This is a genomic window from Bittarella massiliensis (ex Durand et al. 2017) (assembly GCF_001486165.1).
GTDB classification, from domain to species: domain Bacteria; phylum Bacillota; class Clostridia; order Oscillospirales; family Ruminococcaceae; genus Bittarella; species Bittarella massiliensis.
In genome coordinates, this window is sequence record NZ_LN908976.1 from 719,793 (window position 1) to 741,548 (window position 21,756).

Below are 21,756 nucleotides of genomic sequence, written 5' to 3' on the forward strand. Positions count from 1 at the left end.
TCCGGTTTTGACCGGTGCGGGAAATAAAGAGAGCCCGGCGCAGTCGATGCGCCGGGCTCTCCCCCTTTTTTGGGGGAATCCCATTTTCCGGGCAAAGAGGGGCCCACCGGCAGAGCTGGCGGCCCCACACATGCGGGCAGGGCCCTGCGTTATCGGCCGCACCTCAAGGCGTTGGCACGCCCTGCCACCCCCTTGCCTGCTGTCCGTAAACGGGTCCACCTGTTCTTTTATTGCCAGTTGATCTGTGTCTTTGAATTGATTTTGGATATACTCCGCTATCTTTTTTCCATACTTGCCTGCGGTGTCAACGCAGTGCGCCCGACACCCAACTGCCGGTCGCCCTATTTGCACTTCAGATTTGCATACCGCGCGAGGACGATCATGCTGTTTTTTCCCTTGAGGAACCCTGCGGAGCTGGAAACGCTCGTTTGGAGCGGCCTCTCTGCGGGCACGTGCATTGGGTCAAGACCGCCTTCTGCTTTGATGTCCTTCTCTTAAATACTTTTGCCTAGTTGGCAGACCGCGCTCTTTTTCCAACAAAAGAGGTTTCCATTTTTGGCCCCTTGCGAAAGCTTCTCTGGACCCTCTGCACAGCCGAGGGATTTCTTTGACAAAAGGAAAGCGGGGACCGTCCGTCTGGACGGTCCCCGCTCTTTTCTCTGATCGTTCGCCCGCTCTCTAGCGGACCCGGTAGACGACGAAGTCCTCCGCCGGCAGGGTCAGGGTGACCTTCCCCTCTTCCACCGGGGAGATGACGCCGCTCAAGACATTTTCCGCCACCGTGTAGGGCTCGTCGCGCAGCCGCGCCAAAACCGGCTCGTCCAGCCCGGGGAAGGGCTGGTGCAGGTCAACGGTCAACTCCTGCTCCACCTCGTCCCGGTTGCAGAGCACCAGGTAGGTGCCGTCCTCCGCCGCCTTGCCAAAGGCGTCCTGCCCGTCCAGGCAGAAGCGCAGCACCCCAATGACCTCGTGGGCGGGGGCGAAGAAGGCCGCGTGGCCGGTCTGCAGGGCGGGGGTGGCGGCCCGCAGGGAGCCCAGCCGCTGCACCACCTGGTGCAGTTCCCCCTCCCCCTCGGGGCGGAAGGGGGCCCGGTTGAAGGGGTCCTTGAGCCCCTGCATCCCCCACTCGTCGCCGTAGTAGGTGCTGGGGATGCCGGGGACGGCGAACTGCAGTGCCATGGCCAGGCGGGTGCGCCCTTTGCCCTGGGCGGCCTCGTAGTCGCCGATGCCCTGCAGGAACGCGGCCTGGTCGGGCCGGTCCATCCCCTCCCCGTCGATCTCGGTGCCCAGCACCGTGCGGATGCGGGCCACGTCGTGGGAGGAGAGCAGGTTCATCAGGCTGTAATACATGGGTTTGGGGTAGTTGCCCTGCTGGGCGCAGAGGAAGTCCCGCAGCTCCAGCGCGGTGGACTTTTCCAACAGGTAGTCGATGACCGCCCCCCGAAAGGGGTAGTTCATCACGCTGTCGAGCCCCCGGCCCAGGGCGTACTGGCGCTTGTGGCCGTAGCTCTCCTTGATGGTGGCGTCCTCCCAGACCTCGCCCAGCAGCAGGTTGTCCTCGCTGCGGGACTTGACCTTTTTGCGCATCAGGGAGATGACCTCGTCGGGCAGCTCGTCTGCCACGTCCAACCGGAAGCCGGAGGCCCCCAGCCGCAGCCAGCAGTCAAAGACGCTGCCCTTGCCGGTGATCACGTACTCCTGCCAGCTGGGTTCGCCCTCGTTGACCTCGGGCAGGGTGTCAAACCCCCACCAGCTGCGGTAGTGTTCCCGGTCGCCGAAGAAGTCGAACCACCGGTAGTAGGGGGACTGCTCCCCCTGGTAGGCACCCAGGTTGTTGTAGTTTTGCAGTTTGTTGAAGTAGATGCTGTCGCTGCCGGTGTGGGAGAACACCCCGTCACAGAGGACGCGGATGCCGCACTCCTTGGCCTTGAGACAGAGGCTGGCAAAGGCGGCGTTGCTCCCCAACAGGGGGTCCACCTTCTTGTAGTCGCCGGTGTTGTAGCGATGGTTGGAGTCGGCCTCCACAATGGGGTTCAAGTAGAGGACGGTCACCCCCATCTCCTTGAGGTAGGGCAGGGATTCTTCGATCCCCTTCAGGTCGCCGCCGAAATAGTCGCAGGGGGTGTAGAAGGTCTCCCCCTCGGCGGGCAGATAGTCGGGCTGCTCGTCCCAGCTCTCGTGCATCCGCACCGTCCGCCCCATCTTCTCGTGGTAACGGCGGCCCTTGCTGGCGTTGCGGGGGTCCCCCTGTTTGAAGCGGTCGGGGAAAATCTGGTACATGACCCCCTTCTTCACCCAGTCGGGGGTCTGAAAATCCCGGTCGTAGACGGTCAGCTGAAAGCTGGCCGGCGGCTCGGTGTAGACAGAGCCGGTCCCCGCCATCTGCCCAAAGGGCAACCCGCAGTAGAGGTGCCGCCCCCCCGGCAGGGTGAGCACAAACTGGTACCAGAGCACGCAGGGCTTCTCCCCCACCGCCAGGTCGACGGCGTAGCGGCCGTCCTCCTCCCGCGCCATGGGGATGTCCTCGGACCGGTCGCCCCGGTAGACCCGGAGGGCGGCCCCCTCCACCTGGCCTGCGGTGATCTCCAGCCAAAGGCGCACCTCTCCCCCGGTGGGCATAGCCCCCAGAGGGCTGCGGTAGCGGCTGTCCAGGCTCAGGTGCCGGGCAGTCACCTCCGGCTTCAAAGGGATACTCATATTCGTCCCGCCTTTACTTCAGTTTTTCCAGCTTCCAGATCTTGTCGTTGTACTCGGTGATGGTGCGGTCGCTGCTGAACACCCCCGACTTGGCGGTGTTGATGGCGGCCATCTTCTGCCAGCCCTTGGGGTCGGTGCAGTACTTTTTGTAGGCCCGCGCGAACTTGCCGATGTAGGAGGGCAGGTCGTGGAGGACAAAGTACTTGTCGGCCCCGTCGTAATCGCCGAAGAGCAGCGACTGGTAGAGGTCGGAGAAGCGGTGGGCCGAGACCCCCGGCAGGGTGCCGTCGATGAGGCGGTCCAGGGCGGCGCGCACGTCGAGGTTTTTCTCGAAGTACTCGCCGGGCCGGTAGGTCTTGTAGGTCTGCATGGTCTTGATCTCTTTGACGTTGGCCCCGAAGATGTAGATGTTCTCCGGCCCCACCTGGTCGTAGATCTCCACGTTGGCCCCGTCCATGGTGCCGATGGTCACGGCCCCGTTCATCATGAACTTCATGTTGCCGGTGCCCGACGCCTCCAACCCGGCGGTGGAGAGCTGCTCGCTGATGTCGGTGGCGGGGATCAGCACCTCGGCCGAGGAGACCTCGTAGTTTTCGATGAACACCACCTGCAGCTTGCCCTTGGTGGCCGGGTCGTTATTCACCAATTCGCCGATGGTGTTGATCAGGCGGATGATGCTCTTGGCCCGGGCATACCCGGGGGCGGCCTTGGCGGCAAAGAAGAAGGTGATGGGGGTGGTCACCGCGTCGGGGTTTTGCTGCAGGGAGTTGTAGAGGTAGAGGATGTGCAGGCACTTGAGAAGCTGCCGCTTGTACTCGTGCAGCCGCTTGGCCTGCACGTCGAAAATCGAGTTGACGTTGACTTCGATCCCCTGCTTTTTCAGGAGGTAGTCGGCCAGCCGCTGTTTGTTCTGCTGCTTGACGGCGGCGAACTTCTCCAAAAAGGCCTCGTCCTCGGTGTATTCCATCAGCTTGTCAAACTGGCGGTAGTCCTTGATGAAGCCGTCGCCGATGGTCTCGGTCATCAGCTTGGTCAGGGCCGGGTTGGCCACGGCCAGCCAGCGTCGGTGGGTGATGCCGTTGGTGATGGCCAGGTATTTCTGGGGGTAGATTTTGTAGGAGTCGGCAAAGAGGTCGTTTTTGAGGATGGCCCCGTGCAGCTGGGACACCCCGTTGACCCGGCGGGCGACGGCCACGCAGAGGTTTGCCATCCGGATCTGGCCGTAGGCCACAATGGCCATATTGCTGATGCGGTCCATGTCTCCCGGGTAGTAGCGGTTCAGCTTTTCGCAGTAGCGCTGGTTGAGCTCCTGCACGATGGAGTAGATGCGGGGCAGCAGGGTCTTGAACATCCCCTCCTCCCAGCACTCCAGGGCCTCCGCCATGATGGTGTGGTTGGTGTAGTTGAACATCCGGGAGACGATGTTGTAGGCCTCTTCCCAGGTGTAGTTCTCCTCGTCCATCAAAATGCGCATCAGTTCCGGCATGGCCAAGGTGGGGTGGGTGTCGTTGATCTGCACCGCCACGTAGTTGGGCAGGCTGTGCAGGTCGCCGTGGCGCTCCTTGTGGGTGCGCACCAGGTTTTGCATGGTGGCGGAGGTCATGAAGTAAAACTGCTTGAGGCGCAGCTGTTTGCCCTGCTCGTGGCTGTCGTCGGGGTAGAGCACCTTGCTGATGACCTCGGCCGCCTCCCTCTCCTGCATGGCCTGCATGTAGTCGCCCGAGTTGAAGCTCTTGAGGTCAAAGCGGTCTTTGGCCCGGGCACTCCAGAGCCGCAGGGTGGCCGGGCACCTGCTCTTGTAGCCCACCACCGGCATGTCGTAGGGCACCGCCATCACGGTGTAGTAGTTTTTGTGTTCGGCCTTCATCTTGTGGTCGGTCCAGGTCTCGACGATCTCGCCGCCGAAGTGGACTTCCACCTCTTCGTCGGGGCGCTCGATCTCCCAGACACAGCCGTCTTCCAGCCAGTTGTCCTCCATCTCCACCTGCTCGCCGTCGATGATGCGTTGCTTGAACAGCCCGTACTCGTAGCGGATGCCGCAGCCCATGGCCGGCAGGTCAAGGGTGGCCAGCGATTCCAGGAAACAGGCGGCCAGGCGGCCCAGACCGCCGTTGCCGAGGCCGGCGTCCCGCTCCTGCGAGGCGACCTCCTCGACATCCAGTCCCAGGTTGGCAAAGGCGGTCTTGTACCGCTCCAGCAGCCCCAGGTTGACCAGGTTGTTGATATAGGCCCGCCCCATCAAAAACTCAGCGGACATGTAGTAGACCTTTTTCAGGCCCTTTTTCTCCACCGCGGCGTTGGCGGCGGTCCACTTGTCCACCACCTCGTCGCGGATGCACATGGCGCTGGCCTTGTACAGCTCTTCCCTTGTAGCGTTCTCCAGGGTCTTGCCGAAATGCCGTTTGAGCTTGCCCGCGATGGCCTTCACCTCGGGCGTCTGTTTGGTCGATTTCATCTCGTACCTCCCGCAAAAGTTACTGCGTTTCAGGCATCGCCCCGATAAGCAGGGCAAGCTGCGCGGGCGAGGCAGGGGAGCCTCACCCGCGCAGCCTTCTATGGTAGATGGTAGTAAAATTCAGTGTTGCGTCTCGTGTTCCACATGTATGCGATCTTACCTTAAAACGTCCATAAACATAGTATAGTATTTTTCCGCCGAAACTGCAAAGGAATTGTCGCAATCCAGCGCGTGATTTACCAATTCCCTGTGCGCGCCCTCGTCGGCGAGCACCGACAGGGCATAGCGGATGACGTAGAGCATGTCGTGGGCGTTAAAGTTTGCAAAGGAGAAGCCGTTGCCCTGGCCGTTTTGCTCGTCGTAGGGGAAGACGGTGTCCCGCAGGCCGCCGGTCTCCCGCACCACCGGCAGGGTGCCGTAGCGCATGGCGATCATCTGCGAGATGCCGCAGGGCTCAAATTTAGAGGGCATGAGGAACAGGTCGCTGGCCGCGTAGACCCGGTGGGCCACCGCGTTGCTGTAAGCCAGGTAGGAGCAGACCCTGCCCTTGTACTTGCGCTCCATCTCCCAGAAAAAGTGCTCGTACTTGTAGTCGCCGGTGCCCACTAAGACAATGGCCACATCCTCTTCCATGATCTCGTCAAAGACCCGCATCACCAGGTCAAAGCCCTTTTGCTCGGTCATCCGCGAGACCATCCCGATGAGGGGGGTGTCCACCGGCACGGTGAGCCCCAGCTCCCGGTAGAGGGCCTCTTTGTTCTGGCGTTTGCCGGTGAGGTCGTTCCTGTCAAAGTGGTAGGGGGTGTGGGGGTCGGTGGCGGGGTCCCACTCGTTTATGTCGATGCCGTTGACAATGCCCACCAGGTCGCCCGCCCGCTTGTTGAGCATCCCCTCCAGGTTACAGGCGTAGTAGGGGGTCTTGATCTCCTCGGCGTAGGAGGGGGAAACGGTGGAGAGCTTGTCGGCAAACACCAGGGCCGACTTGACGAAGTTGGCGCAGCCGTTGAGCTCCATGTAGTCGGGGTGGTAGTAGCGGCTGTCGATGTTCAGCCAATCCTGCACCGTGCCAAAGCTGAAGACGCCCTGGTACATCAGGTTGTGCATGGTGTAGACGGTCTTGATCTTCCCCTGGGGACGGCCCTCGTACTGGGTCTTGATGAGCATGGGGATGACGGCGGTGTGCCAGTCGTTGCACTGCAGCAAGTCGGGCATAAAGCCGATCTTGTCCAGGCACTCGATCACCGCCCGGCTGAAGAAGGCGTACTGTTCGCCCTCCTCCATGCCGCCCTTGTAGACCGGGCCGGAGAAGTAGTCGTTGGAGTCGATGAAGTAGTAGGTCACCTTGTCCTTGACCAGCTTTTCGACCCCCACGTACTTGTCCTTGCGCCAGCCCAGGTCGATGTGAAAGTCCGCCACGTGCTCGGTCTTCTCGGCGTACTTGGCCTTGATCTGGCTGTGGAAGGGCAGGATAACCCGCGCGTCCATCCCCAGCCGGATGAGTTCCTGCGGCAGGGTGCCCAGCACGTCGGCCAGCCCGCCGATTTTGGCGAAGGGGGCGCATTCCGCCCCGGCCAGCAATACTTTGACCCGCTTTTCCGCCATCTAGACCACCGCTCCTTTCGGGATGATCAGGGGGTACTCCTGGCTGCCCACCAGGTTGGAGTACGGCCGCACGTTGACCCGCTTATCCACGATCACCTGGTCCAGCGAGGTGTTCTCGTAGATCCGGCTGTCCTGCATGACGATGCTGTTTTTGATTTTTGCCCCCTTGCCCACATAGACCCCGCGGAAGAGGACCGAGTTCTCCACCTCGCCCTCGATGACGCAGCCCGAGCCGATGAGGCTGTTTTTCACCAGGGCCTCGCTGCCGTACTTGGCCGGCGCCCCGTCCTTGACCTTGGTGTAGATCGGCCGCTCTTTGCAGAAGAGGTCGTCCTGCACCTCGGGTTTGAGAAAGTCCATGTTCAGCTGCTGGTAGGAGGCGGCCGAGCTCAGGCGGGAGACATAGCCGCCGTGCTTGTAGCCGTAGATCTTCAGGTGCTTGAGGTTTTTGATGAGCACGTCGGTGACGAAGTTGTACTTGCCGTGGGCCATGGCGTCGTCCACCAGGTATTCCAGCAGGTCCTTGCGGACCAGGTAGACGTCCATCCCCACCTTTTTCTGGCTGGATTTCTCTGAGCGGTACTGCATGTCGGTGATCCGGCCGTCGTCGTTCATGGTCAGCCGCAGGTCCTTGAAGTGGGCCCCCTTCTCGGCGCAGGTGGGCTCTTCGTTGTAGAGCATGGTGATGTCGGCCCCGGTGTCCATGTGGCGCTCGAACATCCCGTAGTAGTCGCAGTTGAAGAGGGTGAAGGAGCCGGTGAGCAGGCAGTATTTCTGGGGGGCCCGGCGGATATAGGCAGACGCGCCCTTGAGGGTGTCCACCAGCCCGTTGTAGCTGCCGGTGTTTTCAAAGGTGTCGTAGGGGGGCAGGATGAACAGCCCGTCGGTCTTGCGGTCCAGGTTCCAGTCCTTGCCCGAACCCACGTGGTCGATGAGGGACTGGTAGTTTTTCTTGGGGATGATGCCGATGTTGCGGATGCCCGAATTGACCATGTTCGAGAGGGTGAAGTCGATGACCCGGTACCGCCCGCCCACCGGCAGGGCCGAGACCGAGCGCAGATTGACCAGCTCTCTCAAGTTGATGTTTTCCTCGCCTGCATACACCAGGCCGAATACGTCTTTGCGCATTGTTTTGTCCTCCCCTAATCCTGTTTGAGAACCCGGTTGGGCTCGATCATGTCGCCCTCCGAGATGATGGCGCCCTTGGTGGCGTACACCCCGGTGCCCACCACCGTGATCTTCTGCTCGCCGCCGATATAGACGTTGTCCTCCAGGGTCACTTCCTCGTCGAGGATCGACTTGTTCACCGTGCAGCTCTTGCCGATCTCGGTCTCCTTCATGATGATGCTGTCCCGGACCACGCTGCCCCGGCCGATGACCACGCCCGGGGAGATGACCGAGTTGACCACCTCGCCGTAGATCTTACAGCCGTCGCCGATGATGGAGTTGACCACCTTGCCGCTCTCGCCCACGTAGTGGGGGGGCAGGGCGTAGTTGCGGCTGAAAATCCTGAACCAGTCGGCGTGCAGGTCCAGTTGGGGGCTGTCGTCGAGCAGCTCCATGTTCGACTCCCAGAGGCTGTCGATGGTCCCCACGTCCTTCCAGTAGCCCTTGAAAACGTAGGCATAGAGCTTCTCCCCTGCGGTCAGCATGGCGGGGATGATGTTCTTGCCGAAGTCGTTGTCCGAGTGGGGGTCGTCGTTGTCCTGCATCAGGTAGCTGCGGATGGTCTTCCAGTTGAAGATGTAGATGCCCATGGAGGCGGTGTTGGACTTGGGCACCGGGGGCTTCTCCTCGAATTCGACGATCTTGCCCTCCTCGTCGGTGTTCATGATGCCGAAGCGGGAGGCCTCCTCCATCGGCACCTCGATGACGGCGATGGTGGCGTCGGCGCCCTTCTTGCGGTGGAAGTCCAGCATATCCGAGTAGTCCATCTTGTAGATGTGGTCGCCCGAGAGCACCAGTATGTAGTCGGGGTCATAGCGCTCGATGAAGGGGATGTTCTGGTAGATGGCGTTGGCGGTGCCGGAGTACCACTCCCCCTTCTGGCCGGACACATAGGGCGGCAGCACCAGGGCGCCGCCGGCGGTCACGTCCAGGTCCCAGGGGGCCCCGGTGCCGATGTACTCGTTGAGCTCCAGCGGCTCGTACTGGGTCAACACCCCCACCGTGTCGATGCCGGAATTGACACAGTTGGAGAGGGGGAAGTCGATGATTTTGTACTTGCCTCCATAGGGGACGGCAGGTTTGGCCCGCTTTTTGGTCAGGGCGCCCAGACGGCTCCCCTGCCCGCCGGCCAGCAACATTGCCACACACTGTTTTTTCACAACCATCTCTCAATGCCTCCTAAATATCTTTGTTTTCCTCGTCCGGTATAAACTCAAAATATGCGGCGCCCAGGGGCGGCAAGGTGATCTCCGCCGAGGCCGCGAAATCCCCGCAGGGAATAAACATGGTGTGGATCTCCTCCCGGTTTCGCACGTCGCTGCCGCCGTACCGCCGGTCGTCGCTGGAGAGGATCTCCCGCAAAACGCCCTGGCAGGGCATTCCCAGCCGGTACTCGCTGCGCACCACCGGGGTGAAGTTGAAGGCGCACAAAACCTGCTGCACCTTCCCCCTCCAGGGCTTGGAGCGCCGCAGGAAGGCCAGACAACTCTGCTGGTTGTCGTTCACGCTCAGCCACTGGAACCCCTCCCAGCTGTCGTCGATCTCGTAGAGGGCGCGGTATTTCTGGTAGACCCGGCCCAGCCGGGAGACAAAGCGGGCCATCCCGCTGTGGGAGTCGTACTCGTGCAAAAACCAGTCCAGCTCCTTGCCGTAGTCCCACTCGATGAACTGGGCGAACTCGTCCCCCATGAAGAGCAGCTTTTTGCCCGGGTGGGCATACTGAAAGGCGTAGAGGGCGCGCAGGGTGGCGAATTTCTGCCAGTAGTCGCCAAAGCACTTGTCGATCATCGAGCGCTTGCCGTGCACCACCTCGTCGTGGGAGTAGGGGAGCAGGTAATTTTCTGAAAAGGCGTAGGTCATGGAGAAGGTCATCTCCCCGTGGTGGTCCCGGCGAAAGAGGGGGTCCATCTCCACATAGTCCAGGGTGTCGTGCATGAAGCCCATGTTCCATTTGAAGGTGAAGCCCAGCCCCCCGTCCTCCGGGGACCCGGTCACCCGGGGAAAGGCGGTGGACTCCTCGGCAATGGTCACCGCGTCCGGGTGCAGGGAGAGGAGGGTGCGGTTGAGCGCCTGCAAAAAGGCGACCGCCTCGTAGTTGACATTCCCCCCGTCCCTGTTGGGGACGAACTGGCCCGGCTGTTTGCCGAAGTCCAGGTAGAGCATCGAGCTGACCGCGTCGATGCGCAGGCCGTCGATGTGGTACTCCTCCAAGAAGAAGTTCGCCGAGGAGATGAGGAAGCTCTGCACCTCCGGCCGGCCATAGTTGTAGAGGAGGGTGCCCCACTGGGGCTGTTCGCCCTGCAGGGGGTTTTGGTGCTCGTAGAGGCAGGTGCCGTCAAACCGGGCCAGGCCGTGGGCGTCCTTGGGGAAGTGGGCGGGCACCCAGTCGAGGATCACCCCGATCCCTTCCTGGTGCATCCGGTCCACCAGGTACATCAGGTCCTGGGGGGTGCCGTAGCGGGAGGTGGGGCTGAAATACCCCGTCACCTGGTAGCCCCACGACTCGTCCAGCGGGTACTCGGTGATGGGCATCAGCTCCAGGTGGGTAAAGCCCATGGATTTGAGGTAGGGGGCCAGTTGGTCGGCCGCCTCCCGGTAGTTGAGAAAACCGCCGTCCTCCTCCCGCCGCCAGGAGCCCAGGTGCGCCTCGTACACGGCCATGGGCTGGCGGAGTGGGTCTCTGCGGCGGCGCTTTTTCAGGTAGGTGCCGTCCCGCCAGCTGTACCCCTTTAAACTCCAGACCTTGGAGGCGTTGCCCGGCCGCAGCTCGCTGTAAAAGGCGAAGGGGTCGGCCTTGTACCGCTTGACCCCGTCGCACCCCTCCACCAGGTACTTGTAGTTGTCTCCGTTCTTGGCGCCCTGTACAAAGGCGGTGTAGACGCCGCCCTCCCCCCGCTGCATGGGGTGGCTGGTCTCGTCCCAGCCGTTGAAGTCCCCCACCACCGAAACGCTGGCGGCGCCAGGGGCCCACACGCAGAAGCGGTGGCAGCCCTTTTCCGGCAGATGGTGGCAGCCAAAGGCCAAATAGGCCTTCTGCGCCTTTCCCGTGTTGAAGAGATAGAGGTCGTCCACCGGGACCAGTCCGCCCTTTTCCTCCATGGCTGTTAACCCCCTTTCAGCCGCCCGCCCCTCTCGGCGGCGGGCGGCGCCCATCTCACTATACGACAACCGACCCGCTAAAAATCAGGCAGTTTGTCACCTCTTTAAAAAAGCAAAACAGCGCGGCCCGACCACACCCGAAACGCGCCGGGTGGGAAGGCACACGCCATGGCTCGCTCTCTCCTCGTCTCCGTCTCCCGCATTCGATGTCTGTAAAAGCCATTGTTGCCGCGTTTTTTTGCTCTCATGGTGGCACGCCCTTATTCTCATATCTTTCTGTCAATATAACTATAATTTGTATTTTGAGTATACCATATTTTATCTACCCCTTACAGTGTTTATTTGATTTATCTTCCATTTTCTATGTTTTAGTGCAAATGCTTTCCAATTTTCGTGCGCTTTGCCATTTCACCTGTAAAGGCCGCCATTTTTTCCCGGGCAATTTTGTAAAAACCGCCCTCTTTTCACCGGCCCATCGCTCCGCTTTTTGCCGCGGTCCCCCTCTTTTCCCAAAGGGCGCTTCTGTAAACACCCGGGTTGCAGCCACCGGTCTTCCCCCTCCCCCGCCCCCTTTGGCTGACTGGCTTGCCGGAAAAATTGCCAAAGAACCCCCTCGACCAACCAAAGACGGCACAACAAAAGGGCTGGGAAGCAGATCCTTCCCAGCCCCAATCATTTTTTGTAAAGGAAACAGGTGTTACCGTTCTCTGCGCTCCCTCTTCCGAGCCGTGGTCCAAAGGAGCACCGCTCCCCCGGAAATAGCGCCCCAGAGCAGGGCGGCCTGCCAGCTGTCATCGCCGGTGTAGACCCCCTTCTTGGCGTCCACCGGGTAGCGCACCGAGGCGCTGGCGGTGGGGCCGGTGCTGTCCCGGCTCCCGTCCGGATCGGTGCCGACCGCCTCGGCGGTGTTCACCAACTCCCCGCTCTCCTGCATCTCGGCGTCGTTGGGGTCGTACACCATCGTCTTGTAGGTCAGGGTGTACTTCTCCCCCGCCCGCAGCACCGGGATCTGCACTTCGAGGGTGCGCTCCCAGGCATTGTAACAGCTGGAGGGCACCTTTTCGGTGTGCCCGTCCGGATAGGTCAGGCGGATGCTCCCCTCGTCCAGGTTCAGCCCCGCGGGCAGATAGTCGAAGATGGAGACATTGCGCCACTCCGAATACTTGGTGGGGTTTTCCAGCGTCACGGTGTAGAGCAGCGCGTCGCCCAGGTGGGTGTCCCCGTTGGGCCGGTCCGGCTGCTCCACCGTTTTGTCCAGCACCGGGTCGGGGTCGGCCAGCAAGACCTCCTCGTCCGTCCCCGGGTAGACCTTTTCGCTGGCAGCGGGCTCATCCGCCGTCACCGGCCAATCGCCCGGCTCCACGGGGTCGCCCGGCTGGTGGGGATAGTCCTCCGACCCGCCCCAATGGCCCGGCTCGCCGTCCTCTGTGGGGCGGCCGCCATAGGCTTCGCCGGTGTTGCCGATGTCGCGGCCCAGGGCGTCGGCGCCCACGGTGGTCTCAAACACCAACTCATACCGCTCGCCGCCGTAGATGTCCCCCACAAAGACCGCCAGGGTGCGGCTGGCCGGGTCGTACACGCCGGCGTCCAGGGCCTTTTTGCTGCCGTCGGGCCCCACCAAACAGATGCTGTCCAGGTCGATTTCCAGCCCCTGGGGCAGGGTGTCCACAATGGAGACGCCGGTCCAGACCGAGCCGTAGCGGCCGTTTTCTGCCCGCAGGGTGTACCGGACCCGGTCGCCCACCTGCACCCTGCCGCCGCCGTCCGTCAAGTTTTCGGCGACCTTGGCCAGGTGCCCGTTGGGATAGGGGATGGGGCGGGCGCCGCCGTCCCCGTTGGGGGTCACGGTGGGAGAGGTGGCGCTGCCGTTATCGCCGTCGGCCTGGGCGGTGTTGGACAGGTCCCGGTCCGACGGGTCGCCCGGCTGGATGGCCACTTGATTGATGAGCACGTCAAAGGTCAGCACGTACTCGTCGCCCCCCAGCAGCGAGCCGATGGGCACGCTGAGCAGCCGGGTAGCGGCGTCATAGCAGGAGGCGTCCACCGGTACCGGCTCCCCTCCGTTTTTCGAGAGGTAGATGCTGTCGGTGTCAATGGTCATCCCCTGGGGAAGGCGGTCTTTCATCACCACGTCTTTCCAGAGGGTGTTCTGCTGGTTGTTCTTGGCCGTCAGGGTGTAGGTCAGCCGGTCTCCCGACTGGTTGCCGTCGGTACGATCATCGTTGACCACCCCTTTGCCCAGTTCGGGCTGTACCCTGTCCACCCGCACGAACTCCACCACCACGCTGTGGTTTTGCCGAATGTCGGCAAAGGCGTGGCTGCCGGAGGTCTTGCCGGCGTAGTCGGGGCGCTCCTGTCCATCCACCGTCACCCGGTAGACCTCGTACCCCTCGGCCGCCTGCCAGTTCACCTGATGATCGCTGCCGCCCTCCAGCACGGCGGAGCCGGTGATGGTCCCCTTCACCCGGTCAATGGCCGTATCCACCCGGTAGAGGGGGTCGGCGTCCGGATCGGAGGACCCGCCGTCCCGCTCAAAGACCACCTCTACCCTGTGGTTGGCGCCGATGTTGACAAATTCGGTCTGGTCCCGCAGACCGGGCTGGACCAATCCGTCCACCCGCACCTCTTTGACCCGCCAGCCGTTGGCCGGCTGCCAGGTCACGGTGTGGTCGGCCCCCTCCTTTACGGTGGTGGTGGGGGTGATGCTCCCCGCCCCCACCTGGGCGGTCTCCACCACAAAGCTGCCGCTCTCGCTGTGCTCGGGGCCCTGGCTCTCGCCATCTTTGGCAAAGACCACCCCCACCGTGTGGTCGGCGGTGATGTTTTGCAGGGTGTGGCTGTCGGCGGTAAGCAGGTCGTCCCGCACCTGGCCGTCTACAATGACGCTGGCCAGGTGGTAACCGGGCGCCGGCTCCCAGCCCACCGTGAAGCTGCCCCCGTCGGCCACTGTGCCGCCGGAGGTGATGGTCCCCAGCCCGCCGACGACCTGGGTGCTCACCCGGTGCAGGTCGGGCTGTGCGCCGCTGTCGGCGGCAAAGTAGACCTCCACCGTGTGGTCGCGCCCAATGTTCGGGAAGCTGGCCGAGGTGGCGGCGCTCTCCACCCCGTCAATGACGACCCTGTCCACCCGGTAGCCGCTGGGCACCGCCCACCCCACACTGTGGTCCGCCCCCTTGGGCAGAATGGTGGTGGGGGTCATGTTGGCCGCCGTTGCGTCCTCCAGGCCGTACACCGCGGTGGCCACCGTGTACTGCTCCTTCTTCTCCGGCTGACTGCCGTCCGCCTTCTCCAGCGCCACCTCGATGAGGTAGTTCTGGTCGATGCCAGTGACCGCGAACCCGCCGGCCTCCAGCAGGTCGTCCCGGGCGACACCGTTGACCAGCACGCCCACCACCCGATAGCCCTCCGGCACCGTCCAGCTCACCGGGTAGTCGCTGCCCGGATCGAGGGAGCCGTTGCCCCCGGTGATGGTGGCCCCGCAGTCCCCGGTGATGGAGGTCTGCACGCTGAAGGTCCCCGCAGGGGCCTCGTACTTCGCCTTGACAAAGGTCACATGGATGGTGTGGTCTTCCTGGATCTGCTCAAAGGGGTAGACCCCCGGGGTGCCGATGACAATGCTGCCGCTGCTGCGGCCGCTGCGATAGACCGCCCGGCGGGCACTTCCCCCTTCGGGGTAGTAGGTCTTCTCGCTGTCGACCTTTACCTCCAGCACCGTCCAGCCCTCTTCGGCCGACCACTCCACCGTGTAGTTTTCGCCCTTCTTCACGACTTTCGACTCCGAGATGCTGCCGCCCCCGTCTTTGGAGGTGTCCACCCGGATCAGCTCGTCTTCGGGCACAGTGACCACGCCGGTCTGCTCCTTGCCGCCCAGCTTCACCACCACCCGGTAGTCCTGTTGGATATTGGTCAGCTCGGCGCTGCCGGCGGCGCTGTCCACCGCAAAGCCGCTGACCTGGTTGCCCTGGGCGTCATAGACCGTGACCGACTTGACCTCGTAGTTTTTGCTGTCGCCCAGCACCGTCTTCACCGCATAGTCGCCGCCCGTCGGCACCCAGGCCGAGGGGGTGATGCTCCCCGGACCGCCCACCAACTCGGTGGTCACGCGGTAGGACAGGGGGGCCGCATCCTCCTTGACCAGTTCCACCTCCACCCGGTGGTTGTTTTCGACCCGGGCAAAGGTCACGCCGTCCCTGCCCACCAGATCGGGCCGGTTGGCCCCGTCTATCCGCACCGATTTGACGCGGTAGCCGGGTGCCACCTCCCAGCGCACCTGGTAGTTCTCCGTCTCGGGGCTGTCCTTTTGCAGCCGGCGGCTGGGGGTGATGGAGCTGGCGTTCCCGCCGCCGATGAGCATGGTGTCCACGCTGTAGTACACCTGCTCCTCCGCGCTGCTCTCCCTCTCAAACTCCACAAACACGTGGTGGTCTGCGCCGATGGCGGGGATGGTCAGTCTGCCGCTGCCGTCGGGCTGCAGCAGCACGTCGTCCAGCCACACCCCCTTGACCCGGTAGCCGGCCGCCGGCTGCCAGGTCACGGTCACGTCGCTCCCCTCTTCAAAGGGGCTGACCGCGCCGCCGTTTGCCTCGGCGCGCACCTCGCCCTCGCCGCGCTGGCCCAGGGTCACCTGCCAGGTCTTGACCCACTTGGCGTACAGCTCCACCGGCTCTGTCGGAGTGGTCTGAAAGGTGGTGTCCCGGGTCACGGCGCTGCCGATGCCCTCGGCGTTTTCATACCAGCCCTTAAAGGCGTAACCCTCGCGGGAGAGGCCGTCCACAAAGCCGGCCGGTTTGCCGTCGCCGGTGAGAAGGGTGCTGGTCTTGTCGCCGCTGCCGTCGTTGCGGTAAAAGTTCACCTGCCGCGCGCTCACATTGATCTTCAGCAGCAGATCCCCGCTCACATTGCCCGACCAGTCCACCGCGAAGGCGTGCAGGTAGTAGGTCTCCCCCGGCACCAGTTGGGCGGTGGTGTAGTCCACCTTGTCGCCCGCGTTGGAGGCCCGGAGCAGGTTGTCCTCGGTCACGGTGGGTTTGGCCGCCGCCGCGCTGCTCTTGTCCACCCCGGTGACCACATACCCCTTCAGGCCGGAGAGGGCCGTCTGCCGAAAGACAGAGGGGTCGGTGGGGTCGGTGGCGCTGCTGGACCAGACGTTCACATATTCCTGTTTGTCCTGCTCGGAATTGGGCTCCTTCTGGGGGATGCCCAAAACCCGGTAGGCGTAGTCGGTGCCGTTGTCGGTCGAGCCGCTCAGGGTCACCTGCGCCGTATAGCCGGTGAGGCTATCATTGGGCGCAATGCCGCTCACCTCGCCCTTGGGTTTGTCCGGCGCGGCGTCATCGGTGAAGGAGATGTCTTTTGTGTCGGTTTTCTGGGTGGTCTGGGCCAGGTAGATGAGGGTGTTGGCCAGGATCTTCTTCTCGTCTTCGGTGGCCGCTCCGTTGGAGTGACCCGTCTGGATCATGGCGGTGTTTCCGTTGGTGGTGAGGTAGGCGCAGGGGGTGGATGCTCGATAGTCGACCTTTCCGTCTTTGGGATTGCCGGCGGCGTCGGAGAACTTCATCCACACCTGGTTGCGCAGCGAGCCGTCGGCATCGGTCCCGCCGGAGACCTGGCCCAGGGCGTGGGCGGCAGGGATGTGCAGCGTCCTCCCCTCCAGGTCCCAGGGGCGGCTGGTGAGAAAGCCGGTGTTGACCACCTTTACATCGGTACCGCCGGTGGTATCCATCGACCAGGAGGAGCCCAAATCAGAAAAATTGAGGTAGTCGACTCCCGCAAACACACCGAAATTGGGATGGTCGTAGCGAATGGTGTCGTGCCCAAAGAGGACGCCGCGGCCGGTGGCCAAAAACTCCTTTACGGCCGTTGCCCCGGTTGCACTTAAATCTTTGGAGCCATTGCTGTCGTAGGAGCCAAACATCAGCACGTCGTACTGGTAGACGCCGGCCGCATTTTTCAGGTATCCGTTGGGGTTGTTATTGAAATCGTCCAGATTTACAGGTGTAACGGAAATAAGCCCCATACCGAACGGGACTTGATTGTGAGTAAGGGGGTTTTGGGTGGTATCCGTCTCCATCCACTGTTTGAGATTGTTTCCGTTCCCCGGATAGATGTTGAGCACCTTTACCTTGTTGGAGGCGTCGTCCACGTCCACAGTGGAGCGGGTCTCCCACTTGCTCCAGTTGCCGTCAGCCCCCTTTTTGGACTGCCAGAGCTGGTATGCATAGGGGCGGGAGGGGTCGGACAGGCCCTCGCCCGGCCGGAGGGGGTTTTCAAAGGGAAAAGACCACTCCAGCTTCTGCGACAGCTTTCCGTCACTGCCCACCGTGTAGTAGCCGTCCAGATTGATTTTTCCCTTTTCATACTGGGGCGGTTGGTATCCCTCCGGCGCGTCGCCCGCCTCTCCTGTCGGCGTATCGCCGCCGGCCGCCATTGCGGTCACCGGCATCAACGGCATAAAGAGAGAGAGGACCAGCGCCAGGGCAATGCCAATGGATGCTGTGCGTTTTTTCATCTTTTACACCTCTCCAAAATTTTTAGAAAATTATGATTTTTCGTTCGATTTTGTTTTTTGTACACATACGACAAAAAAGCCAACTTGCAGTAGGCAAGTTGGCCAAAATTATATACAAATTTAATGCAATTAAAAAAGACTTTTCGCGAACGAAAAATCATACTAAACTTTATCTATTATTTTAGCACCATCCCGGAAATTGTCAAGATTCTGTCACATTTCTTATCTGTTTTCCCCTGTTTTTAATACTGGTAAAAAGAGCCTTCATCCCTTTCGTTTTTCTCCCTTTTTCTCTCCTCCCCTCTCCCAACAGAAAAAGAGGGCGTTTTCAACCGTACAAGGGCCGCTTTTTGACACCCCTCGCCGCCGGCCCGCTTCGCCCCATTCACAAAGTGGAGACCTTCCCGTTTCCCGCCGTCCCCCGGACACCCCTGTTTCCCATTCGAAAAAGCGGCCCGCCAAAACCCGTATAAGGGGGAAAACCGGCTTTGGCCAGCCCCTTTCCCCTTGCCGGTCCCCTTTTCCCGTCGGCCGCCGCTGTGCAGGATGCACCCCTCGCCTCTCCCGGGCCGACAGGGAGCAAAAAAAAGCGCCGCCCAACTGGGTGGCGCCGGAGAGGTCGTCCCTCCCTATTCCGATTGGTAGCCAAAGGTGCAGGGGCGCACCGTCCTGTCCAGGGGGGCGAAGCTGTATCCCTGGGCTTGCAGCCGCTGAATGATCTGGGGCAGGGCCTGCACCGTCTGGGTCTTGTTCGCGCTGTCGTGAAGGAGGACGATGCCCCGCTTTTCGGGCATCCCTCCCACCACCCGGTCGGCAATGGTGGCGGCGGTGGCCCCCCGCATGGTGTCCCCGCTGCCCACATTCCAGTCGTAGTAGACAAAGCCCCGGCGCAGCATCTCCGCAATGATTTCCTGGTAGAGGTCCATGTTGTAGGCGTTGACACTCCCCCCGGGGAAGCGAAAGAGGTCCGGCCGTACCCCAGCGACCTCGTAGATCTGCTGGTACATCTGGTCGAAGTCGTCCAGGTAGCTGTCCACCGACTGGTAGACCTTTCTGTAATCGTGGCTGGCGGAGTGAACGCCGATGGTGTGTCCCCGGGCCACGATCTCGCGGTACAGCTCCTTGGACGTCTCGTCGTCGCGGTAGACCACAAAGAAGGTCGCCTTCACCCCGTACTGGTCCAGGACGTCCAAAATCTCCCCCGTGCGCTGGGTGGGCCCGTCGTCAAAGGTGAGATAGACCGTCTTCTCCTGGTCGGGGGCAAAGGCAAAGTCCCGCTCCTCGGCGTAGAGGGTGGGGTGGGCGGTTTGGTAGGCGATCCCCTCTTCCCCGGCGGCCACCCCATCCGGCAGCACCATCTGCACCGGGGCCAGGGCCTGTTCCTGCTCCACCGAAACCGGCGCTGCGCTTTTCAGTTGGCGGTTTTCCACCCCCCAAAAGACCGCCAGTCCGGTGGAAAGGAGCAGCCCCCCCAGCACCATCCCGACAATCAGATGCCGGTAAAAGCGCACACTGCCCAGATATTTTGAGGCCCGCTTTTCTCTCTCCATCGCCGTTTCCCCGCCGGGCCCCTAAAACGCGGTGTCTTGCAGACCACCGGTGACCTCTACACTGCCCTGCAGCACCGCGCCCTCGGCAATGGAGAGCCGGTGTGCCCGCAGGTCGCCGATGAGCACGGCCGAACTGCCTAGCACGGCCGTCCCCTCGACTTGCAGGTTGCCCTTGATCTTGCCCGCCAGCTCCAACTCTCCGGCAGCCAGATCGCCGCTCACCACCGCCTGGGTGTCTATGCGCACCGCGCCACTGGATTGAACATTGCTCAGCACCTTGGCCCCCTGCAGCTGCAATTCACCGCACTGCACGTCGCCCTCGACCCCGCCGCTGATGAGCAGACTGCCCCGCCCGGCGACGCTGCCCTTGATGCGGCCCCGAATTTGCAGGGGAGAATCGGTGTACACCTTCCCCTCGACGGTCATCTCCTCGGCAATCACCGAGCCGCCCCGCCCTGTCCAGGCGGGGATCTCCACCTGCAGGCTCTGGGGGCGCTCCACCGGCGGCAGCGGCCTTTCCTCCTCCACCGCGGCAGTCAGCGGCTGCTCTGTCACGTCCTCCTGCGCGGGGTCGGCGTTCCGGCCGTTGAGCAGTTCCGCCATGGCCTGCTTAAAATTGTTCTGCTGCTTTCCCATCGTCTCTTCCTCCACTCGTCATTGCCCGTGCGGCAATGCCTACTCCTCGCTCCCGCCCGTCTCAGGCGCTGTTTCCACAGGCGGCTCCTCATCCTCTACGGGCTCTCGCTCTCCCTGCCGAAGCGGCTCCGGCTCTTCGCCCAGGCCCCGCACCTCGAGGCGACCCTTGAGGGCGGCCCCTTCGGCAATCGAGACGGCCCCCGCCGAAATATCTCCCTGTACAGAGGCCGTTCTCCCCATGAGCAGGGTCTTCTCCACCTGCAAATTCCCCTCAACACTGCCGGACATCTCGATGCGCTGCGCGGAGAGATCGCCGGTGACCTCGGTCTCCCGGTCCATCTGGATACTCCCAGCCGTTTTGACGTCGCCGTGAATGGAGGCGCCGGCAAGCAGGATCTCGCAGCCGCTCACATCCCCTTCAACGCTGCCGCTGACGACGACCCGGCTCTCTGCCAGCAGGTCGCCCTTGATACGGCCCATCAGCCGCACCGGTGAGGAGGTGCGCACCATGCCCTCGATCAGCACGTCCTCCACCAGTACGGAGCCCTCTCCTGCACCTGTTTCCCACTGGTCGCCTGTGAAATCTCTGTTCTTTTGCTCCACTGCCATCTTCTCCTCCTCCAACTCCTGCTCTGTATGCCGACAGCGGCCGTTCCATCCCCGTTCCCGGGCAGGGGTGCCGCTGTTCCCCTTTCGACACCTTACCCGCCCTGCTTTGCAAATAAACCACCAGCGCCGTACGCCTCCACTCGCCGCAAGGGAATGGTTTTTTTGCCAATCGCCCTGTATTCCGGAGTAGGGCCCCTTCAACCGTCAAAATTCTCTATTAAAGCACTACTATCGTCCAATTGTTTAACTGGAATATAAATAAGAATACCAATTCCCGCGCTTTTTGTAAAGCGAATTTCATTCAAAATAGCCAATGTTGTCGAATATTGAAAGAACTTGTGATTCTTCTCTCCGCCAATTCGCCCTTTTCTGCTCTTCTCTTTCTATACCTTGCCAGGACACTCCCTATGTTCGGCGGTGCGCACAGTGACTGGACGCTCTACAACTGCCTCTCTTCCCCAGTTCTGGTTGGTTCCCACCCCAAACCAGCTGCTCATCGAGCGACGGTTTTCCCCTTCTCTTTCGTTCCCCCCTTCAGGCAACAGGGGGGTCACATCAAAAAAGGGCGATAAATCAGCCTTTCTCCTGTTGCAAAAAAGGGGGTCCTTTAGGCAAAAAGCGGCGCTTTTTTCTATCCTCGTTTTCTCCATATCGCCGTAAAACCATTCTCTATATAAGGAAAGAGCCGAAGCAACAGAAACAGTTATCCCGCTTATCTGTCGACATTTAGGGGGGAAACTTGTCCCTCTGCCGGAGGGGGCTCTGTCGCACAGGGGGGAGGGCCCATTCTTCCCTCTAAAAAAGCTCTGATCCTCTGCCGCCCTGCCGCTGCTCTTTCTTGAGTCAGGCTCTCCGCTGCGCCAGGGGCCTGGGTCTGAGAAAGTTTTAAAAGGACATCATACTGGCAAGTCCTTCAAAAAGCACTGGAAATCCTTCCACTCGTGTCGCTTGTCCCCTGCACCACAGCCCGCGAACAGGCATGATGCGCTGGGAAGATATTTCGATATAGTGAGGTTTCTCCTCATTTCTCGCTTCGCTTGATGTTTGAACCCAAAGCCTCTTTGCGCTCCCTGGCCCAAAATGATAAATTCCGGCTAGATAAAACATATCAAGGCAGCAAAAAAGACCATCCTTTCGGATGGTCTTTTTTGTGTTGGCATCGCCCTATTTTCCCAGGCAGCTTCCCGCCAAGTATCTTCAGCGCTGCGTAGCTTAACTTCCGTGTTCGGGATGGGAACGGGTGGATCCTACGCGCCATCAACACCAACTGTGCTGCAAAAATACAGCTTGAAAACTGAATAAAGGGGAATAGACTGAATGAGAACCGCTTCACAAGGTCAAGCCCTCGACCGATTAGTACTGCCCAGCTCAACACGTCACCGTGCGTACACCTGCAGCCTATCTACCTCGTAGTCTTCAAGGGGTCTTACCTG

At 61.6% G+C, this 21,756-nt stretch carries 10 protein-coding genes and 1 rRNA gene; all 11 read right to left on the minus strand.

The window, feature by feature from the left end:
* Positions 1-678: 678 nt before the first annotated feature.
* The 11 genes from BN3266_RS06925 to rrf all read right to left on the minus strand — a co-directional run bounded on the left by BN3266_RS06925 (position 679) and on the right by rrf (position 21,591).
* On the minus strand, positions 679-2,697 hold the full coding sequence (locus BN3266_RS06925) for a glycoside hydrolase family 13 protein (protein ID WP_075109690.1): 2,019 nt from the start codon (positions 2,695-2,697) through the stop codon (positions 679-681).
* A 13-nt stretch (positions 2,698-2,710) separates the two neighbouring features.
* A complete protein-coding gene (locus tag BN3266_RS06930; RefSeq protein ID WP_021658202.1) occupies positions 2,711-5,152 on the minus strand; it encodes a glycogen/starch/alpha-glucan phosphorylase in 2,442 nt (813 codons plus the stop codon).
* A gap of 156 nt (positions 5,153-5,308) precedes the next feature.
* Entirely contained in the window at positions 5,309-6,754 is a 1,446-nt protein-coding gene (gene glgA / locus BN3266_RS06935) for a glycogen synthase GlgA (RefSeq protein WP_021658201.1), read from the minus strand.
* Positions 6,755-7,882 (minus strand): glucose-1-phosphate adenylyltransferase subunit GlgD, encoded by a 1,128-nt coding sequence (gene glgD / locus BN3266_RS06940; RefSeq protein WP_021658200.1) that lies wholly within the window; start codon positions 7,880-7,882, stop codon positions 6,755-6,757.
* A gap of 14 nt (positions 7,883-7,896) precedes the next feature.
* Positions 7,897-9,087: a glucose-1-phosphate adenylyltransferase gene (locus BN3266_RS06945; protein WP_021658199.1), complete on the minus strand. Its 1,191-nt coding sequence runs from the start codon at positions 9,085-9,087 to the stop codon at positions 7,897-7,899.
* Positions 9,088-9,100: 13 nt separating this feature from the next.
* Positions 9,101-11,020: a 1,4-alpha-glucan branching protein GlgB gene (gene glgB, locus BN3266_RS06950; protein ID WP_059004555.1), complete on the minus strand. Its 1,920-nt coding sequence runs from the start codon at positions 11,018-11,020 to the stop codon at positions 9,101-9,103.
* Positions 11,021-11,717: 697 nt separating this feature from the next.
* The gene (locus BN3266_RS06955; protein ID WP_059004556.1) at positions 11,718-17,528 is read right to left on the minus strand and encodes an isopeptide-forming domain-containing fimbrial protein; all 5,811 of its coding nucleotides are present in this window, start codon (positions 17,526-17,528) and stop codon (positions 11,718-11,720) included.
* 629 nt (positions 17,529-18,157) lie between these two features.
* A complete protein-coding gene (locus BN3266_RS06960) occupies positions 18,158-19,078 on the minus strand; it encodes a polysaccharide deacetylase family protein (protein ID WP_059004557.1) in 921 nt (306 codons plus the stop codon).
* A gap of 21 nt (positions 19,079-19,099) precedes the next feature.
* Complete coding sequence (locus BN3266_RS06965) at positions 19,100-19,714, minus strand: bactofilin family protein (protein WP_059004558.1); 615 nt, start codon at positions 19,712-19,714, stop codon at positions 19,100-19,102.
* 39 nt (positions 19,715-19,753) lie between these two features.
* Complete coding sequence (locus BN3266_RS06970; RefSeq protein WP_082671705.1) at positions 19,754-20,323, minus strand: bactofilin family protein; 570 nt, start codon at positions 20,321-20,323, stop codon at positions 19,754-19,756.
* A 1,151-nt stretch (positions 20,324-21,474) separates the two neighbouring features.
* Positions 21,475-21,591 (minus strand): 5S ribosomal RNA (gene rrf / locus BN3266_RS06975).
* Positions 21,592-21,756 lie beyond the last annotated feature (165 nt).